A 6,345-nucleotide genomic window follows, 5' to 3' on the forward strand; every position below is an offset into this window, starting at 1 on the left:
CGTCGCGCCGAAGCCCTCTATAAACGCATCAGCCTGGGCAAGTCGGCCGTCCCGGTCAGTGATCAATGGCAACCCGCCCTGATCGCCTGGCTGCCGGTGTTGACTATGGGCCTGGTGGGTGCATTGGGTGGCGTGTTCCTCGGCATGTCGGAGGCGATCATCCTGGCTGTCGGGGTATCGGTGCCGCTCGGACTGTGGGTGTCGAGTCGGCAGAACCGTGGCGTACTGCATCTGCTGGAAATAGCTGAGGCCTCAACCTGTGACGCGTTGCTAGCCAAAATGTACAGCGACGAACGTGGCCCACAGGCACGCCTAGAAACGGCGTTTGTCAGCCAGGCGTCTCGGCTCAAGACGTGCCTCACCCGGCTGCAGGATACGGCAGAGCAACTGACCGGCCTGGCCGGCCGGTCCGACGGGCTCGCCACCGACAGTTCCCGTGGACTTGAGCGCCAACGGGTCGAGACCGAGCAGGTGTCGGCAGCGGTCAATCAGATGGCGGCCACTACACAGGAAGTCGCCAGCCACGTCCAGCGCACCGCCGACGCTACTCAGGAAGCTAATGTGTTGACCGGACGCGGACGCGACGTGGCCCGGGACACCCGCGAAGCCATTCAGCGCCTCTCGGTGGTGGTGGGTGAAACCGGGCTGACAGTCGCGCAACTGGCCAAGGACAGCAATGAAATCGGCACGGTAGTCGATGTGATCAAGGGCATTGCCGACCAGACCAACCTGCTGGCGCTGAACGCCGCCATCGAAGCCGCGCGGGCGGGCGACATGGGTCGAGGCTTTGCGGTGGTCGCCGATGAAGTACGCCAGTTGGCGCAGCGCACGACGGAGTCCACGACGCAAATCCATGAGCTGATTTCCAAGCTGCAGGTCTCGTCCAACAATGCGGTGAAATCCATGGAAAGCGGTCAACGCCAAGCCGAAGAAGGTGTGGCATGGGTGCTTGAGGCAGATAATGCATTAGTCGGGATCAGTGAAGCGGTGGCGAACATCACGGACATGACGACACAGATTGCCGCTGCGACCGAAGAGCAAACCGCCGTGGCCGAGGAAATCAGCCGCAATATCACGACCATTGCCAACCTGGCGGATCAGACGGCTGAACAGGCCAGGCACTCGGCAGAGCTGAGCAAGGAACTGACCCAAACCGCTAAAACTCAGTATTCATTGGTCGAGCGATTTAACCGATAACCCATCAATTTTCTAAAAAAAACGCGCTCAAGGGGGGCTTTAAATACCAGGCACTAATCAAATCTAACGGTGAGGCGGAGGGAGCAATTGGCGCGCTTCGCATTGACCGCGAAGAGCCAAGAACTGCTTGAATTTAAGGCTTCGTGGCGAGTCCGCTTTGGGTTGTTAATTCAACCGATGATGACAGTCAGCGACCGGCCAAAAGTAGCCGTTCATGAACCGCTGCTTTTGCCAAAGTTGACTTTCGGATCCGAGCATCAAAAGCGAAGTTCTACCGAAAAACACGCTTTGAATGAACCGCCCCTCTACACCGCTTCCACTTCATTGACCGACAACGAAGCAAACATTTCAGCGCGGCACACCTCAAGGATCTCATCCGCCAGTGCGGAATCATCCGGGCAGGCACGCGACAAAATAATCGCACCGACAGCACGAGACAACAGGTCGATCATTTTCTTTCTCCCCTCACCTGAAGCGGCATCCGGCCTGGTCGGATATTTGTCCCCTAGTGTTTGCAGAGTGTGCTCGATCCCTTCGGCAAACGTCGCTTTCAAATCATCCGATTGACGCGCCGCGTCGCCACACAACGCGGCCATGGTGCAACCGCTGCCACGTCCGTCCCGATGTTCCCTCGTCACATAGACGTCGATGAAGCCCGGAATATCGAGCGATTCAGCACCTTCCAACGATTTGAAAAGGCCGCTGGCCGAGGCTTCGGCCATCAGGTCGGCCTTCGAACCGAAATGCTTGTAGAAACCTCCGTGAGTGAAACCGGCAGCCGCCATGAGATCCGACACACCGACGCCGTCGAAGCCGCGCTCACGGAACAGCTCAGAGGCCGTCTCAACGATGTGCTCCCGATTGGCCTGCGCCTGGGCTTTGGTCACTCTCATGTGCAATTCCTCATGGTCCACTGGGAAATCATGCGCCAATGATACATAGATGTTGGTCATAATCAAAATTGTTGACAGTTTAGATTTCGATCATCATCCTAATTGCACGCACAACCGATCTCCATCAACGGGCACGGAAGAATGACCAAATGACCGACCAGAATCTGTTCACCCCTTACACGCTTGGCGCTCTCACGCTGTCGAACCGTGTCGTCCTCGCGCCACTGACACGCAACCGGGCAGGCGAAGGCTTTGTGCCAAGCGAGTTCGCGGCCACCTATTACAGCCAACGCGCAAGCGCAGGCTTGCTGATCAGCGAAGCCACGCAGATTTCCCAACAGGGCCAGGGCTATCAGGACACCCCCGGAATCTACACGCAGGCGCAGATAGATGGCTGGCGCAAAGTGACCGATGCCGTCCACACCAAGGGCGGAAAAATCTTCCTGCAACTTTGGCATGTCGGCCGTGTGTCGCACGTTGATCTGCAAGAAAGCGGCGCCGCTCCCGTGGCCCCTTCTGCGTTGCGCGCCGCCACCAAAGTGTTCGTCAACAACCGCTTTGAAGATGTCTCCGAGCCGCGCGCACTGGATATCAGCGAACTACCGGGGATCGTCTCCGATTTCCGCCAGGCCGCGGCAAACGCCGTCACCGCCGGGTTCGATGGCGTGGAGATTCACGGCGCGAACGGCTATTTGCTGGATCAATTCCTCAAGGACAGCGCCAACTTGCGTACTGATGCTTACGGCGGCTCGATTGAAAATCGTGCTCGTCTGTTGCTCGAAGTAACGGCCGCCGTCGTCAATGAAATCGGCGCGGATCGCACCGGTGTGCGCTTGTCGCCGGTGTCGCCGGCCAATGGCGTTTCCAGCAGTGATCCGCAGGCGCAATTCGATTACGTCGTCGATCAACTCGACGCCCTCGGCGTCGTTTATCTGCACGTGGTCGAAGGCGCGACCGGCGGCCCGCGTGACGTGGCGCCATTCGATTTCGGCGCCCTGCGCCAGCGCTTCAAACATACCTACATCGCCAACAACGGCTATGACCTGGACCTGGCGATTTCGCGGCTCGCCGAAGACCGGGCCGATCTGATTGCGTTCGGTCGCCCGTTCATTGGCAACCCGGATCTGGTGGAGCGCCTTAAGAGCGGCGCGCCGTTGTCCGCCTTCAATCCCGCCACCCTCTATGGCGGCGGCTCGGCAGGCTACATCGACTACCCGACGTTGGCTGAATCGAGCGCCACCGCAAGCTGAGCAATCAGTGACCGCGCTTTCTGTTTTCACACATCCTGAAAGAGAGATGACCCCATGAGCACTCGCCCTACCGTTCTCATCACTGGCGCCTCCACTGGCATCGGCGCCGTCTACGCAGAGCGCTTCGCGCAACGCGGCCACGATCTGGTCGTGGTCGCCCGCGACCAGGCACGCCTTGACGCACTTGCAGCCCGATTGCGCAGCGAACACGGCGTCGCCGTCGATGTGATTCCGGCGGATCTAACCCACCTCGGCGATCTGACAACCGTTGAAGTACGCCTGCGCGACGACGCCCGTATCGGCATTCTCGTCAATAACGCCGGCGCCGCTCTGTCCGGCAACTTCATCGACCAAAGCACCGACAGCGTTGCGCAACTGGTCGCCCTCAACACCACGGCGCTGGTGCGGCTCGCCAGCGCCATCGCTCCACGCCTGGCCAAAGCAGGCGACGGTGCGATCATCAATATCGGTTCGGTGGTGGGTCTGGCGCCGGAGTTCGGCATGTCGGTCTACGGTGCGACCAAGGCGTTTGTGCTGTTCCTTTCCCAAGGCCTGAGCCTGGAACTTTCGCCCCTGGGCGTTTACGTGCAGGCCGTGCTGCCGGCCGCCACCCGCACGGAGATCTGGGATCGCTCCGGCGTCGACATCAACACCTTGAACGAAATCATGGAAGTGAGCGATCTGGTGGATGCCGCACTGGTCGGTTTTGATCGGCGTGAGCCGGTGACTATCCCGCCGCTGCATGAAGCTGAACGCTGGGATGGCCTGCAGACCGCACGTCAGGGCCTGCTGCAGCAAATCCGCCAGTCTGCGGTTGCCCAGCGCTACCAGACCCAACAGTGATCATTTTGTAGCGAACACCCGTGCAGGTTTCGATGCAGGCGCCCAAGGCACTGCATCGACTACGGGCCTTTGTTCGGAGTGGACATGACCCCCACGAAAACAAATAACCCCGCGGGCTCGCAGACGCCGTTCGTCAACGCAACGAATCAGTCGATCCGGGTCAACGGCATTCCCTTCGCCTATCGCGACATCGGCCTCAAGACCGGCGTGCCCCTCGTACTGTTCAATCATTGGGGCGCGGTGCTGGACAACTTCGACCCCCGGATCATCGATGGCCTGGCACAAACACGACGCGTCATTGCCACCGACTATCGCGGCATCGGCGGCTCTGGTGGAACCGCGCCACTGACGGTCGGCGAAATGGCAGACGATGCCATTCAACTGATACGCGCGCTGGGTTTCGAGACCGTCGATGTGCTCGGTTTTTCACTCGGCGGTTTCGTCGCTCAAGACATTGCCCTGAAGGCGCCCGAATTGGTGCGCCGCTTGATTCTCGTCGGCACCGGGCCGGCCGGCGGGACCGGTATCGACAAGGTCGGCTCGGTGACGTGGCCATTGATGCTCAAAGGCTTGCTGACCTTGCGTGATCCCAAGTTCTACCTATTCTTTACTTCGACGCCCAATGGCCGTCGAACCGCATCGCTGTTTTTGCAACGCTTGAAAGAGCGCAAAAAAAATCGGGACAAAGGCCCGACGCCCAGAGCTTTCCTACGGCAGTTGAAAGCCATCACCGCGTGGGGCAAACAGGCACCCCAAAACCTCAGGCGCTTGCGGACGCCGACGCTGATCGTCAACGGCGACAACGACATCATGGTGCCCAGCGTTAACTCGATTGCGCTGGCTAACCGCATCCCCAACGCGCAACTGGTCATTTATGAAGATGCCGGGCACGGCGGCATTTTCCAGCACTACGTTGACTTTGTGACCAAGGCACTGGCGTTCCTTGATGCCTGACAACACGGCACATTAACGCCGCAAACGCTCCGCCCCCCCCTCATTCCAACCGACAAGAGCCGCACAACGATGAAGGCATTTTTAATTGATCGCTATGGCAAGAACACCGGGCGCATTGGCGAAGCGCCCGCCCCCGCGGTGGGTGCTCACGACGTCTTGATTGAGGTGCACGCCAGCAGCGTCAACCTGCTGGACTCGAAGATCCGCAAAGGCGAATTCAAACTGATCCTGCCCTATTCATTTCCGCTAGTACTGGGCAATGACCTGGCGGGCGTGGTGGTTGAGGTTGGCTCGCAAGTGAAGCGGTTCAAACAGGGAGACGAAGTTTACGCTCGCCCGCCCGAAGCGCGGATCGGGACGTTCGCCCAATTGATCGCCGTGAACGAAAACGCGATCGCCCTGAAACCTGCCAATACCAACATGGCACAAGCTGCGTCCATCCCCTTGGTCGCACTGACCGCCTGGCAAGTGCTGGTCGAAACCGCCCAACTGAAAAAGGGCCAGAAAGTGCTGATCCATGCCGGCTCCGGCGGTGTCGGCACCCTCGCCATCCAACTTGCCAAACACCTCGGCGCCTTTGTCGCGACCACCACCAGCACCGCGAATGTCGAATGGGTGAAGGCGCTGGGGGCCGATCTGGTGATCGACTACACACAGCAGAACTTCGAAAGTGTCTTGCACGACTACGACGTGGTGTTGAACAGCCTCGGCGCGGACGTACTGGAGAAGTCACTCAAGGTCCTCAAGCCCGGTGGCCAACTCATTTCCATCTCAGGGCCACCCACTGCGCAGTTCGCGCAGGAGCAAGGGTTGTCCTGGCCATTGAAGCAAGTCATGCGCCTGCTGAGCCTCGGTATTCGGCGCAAGGCACGCAAGCAGGACGTCAGCTACACGTTCGTGTTCATGCGGGCCAATGGCGCCCAACTGCAACAAATCACCGCGCTCATTGAGGCCGGAATCATCAAACCTGTGGTTGACCGCTCCTTCACCTTTGAATCAACGGGAGAGGCATTGAAGTACGTCGAGCAGGGACGAGCCAAGGGCAAGGTCGTTGTGACGATCAAATGACTACGCTGCCTATCGATGAGTCGACCGCAGAGGCCGCGCAACTTTTTCCGCATCAGCAGCCATCATCCGTGGTGACTCCGCCAGAGTTGCAGAAACAGGAAGAGTTGCAACCGGAAGTTGTATCTGTTGAACCGCCAGTG

Annotated in this window: 6 protein-coding genes; 5 read left to right on the plus strand and 1 reads right to left on the minus strand. The window is 59.4% G+C overall.

The window, feature by feature from the left end; translation table 11 throughout:
* Nucleotides 1-144 precede the first annotated feature (144 nt).
* Nucleotides 145-1,197: a methyl-accepting chemotaxis protein gene (locus Q7W83_RS21340; protein ID WP_473657677.1), complete on the plus strand. Its 1,053-nt coding sequence runs from the start codon at nucleotides 145-147 to the stop codon at nucleotides 1,195-1,197.
* A gap of 305 nt (nucleotides 1,198-1,502) precedes the next feature.
* Here Q7W83_RS21340 and Q7W83_RS21345 read toward each other — a convergent pair whose 3' ends face one another.
* Entirely contained in the window at nucleotides 1,503-2,090 is a 588-nt protein-coding gene (locus tag Q7W83_RS21345) for a TetR/AcrR family transcriptional regulator (protein WP_191630158.1), read from the minus strand.
* 149 nt (nucleotides 2,091-2,239) lie between these two features.
* On the opposite strand from Q7W83_RS21345, the gene Q7W83_RS21350 reads away from it, so the two are divergent.
* The 4 genes from Q7W83_RS21350 to Q7W83_RS21365 all read left to right on the plus strand — a co-directional run bounded on the left by Q7W83_RS21350 (nucleotide 2,240) and on the right by Q7W83_RS21365 (nucleotide 6,205).
* Nucleotides 2,240-3,340, plus strand: a complete 1,101-nt coding sequence (locus tag Q7W83_RS21350) for an alkene reductase (protein WP_150638966.1) — start codon at nucleotides 2,240-2,242, stop codon at nucleotides 3,338-3,340.
* Between the two features lie 54 nt (nucleotides 3,341-3,394).
* Nucleotides 3,395-4,183 (plus strand): SDR family NAD(P)-dependent oxidoreductase, encoded by a 789-nt coding sequence (locus Q7W83_RS21355; RefSeq protein WP_150638967.1) that lies wholly within the window; start codon nucleotides 3,395-3,397, stop codon nucleotides 4,181-4,183.
* A gap of 84 nt (nucleotides 4,184-4,267) precedes the next feature.
* A complete protein-coding gene (locus tag Q7W83_RS21360; RefSeq protein ID WP_150638968.1) occupies nucleotides 4,268-5,137 on the plus strand; it encodes an alpha/beta fold hydrolase in 870 nt (289 codons plus the stop codon).
* A gap of 69 nt (nucleotides 5,138-5,206) precedes the next feature.
* Nucleotides 5,207-6,205 carry an NADP-dependent oxidoreductase gene (locus Q7W83_RS21365; protein ID WP_150638969.1) on the plus strand — a complete coding sequence of 333 codons (999 nt, stop codon included), beginning with the start codon at nucleotides 5,207-5,209 and terminating at the stop codon, nucleotides 6,203-6,205.
* The last annotated feature ends 140 nt before the right edge of the window (nucleotides 6,206-6,345 follow it).

It is taken from the genome of Pseudomonas sp. 300, assembly GCF_055803035.1.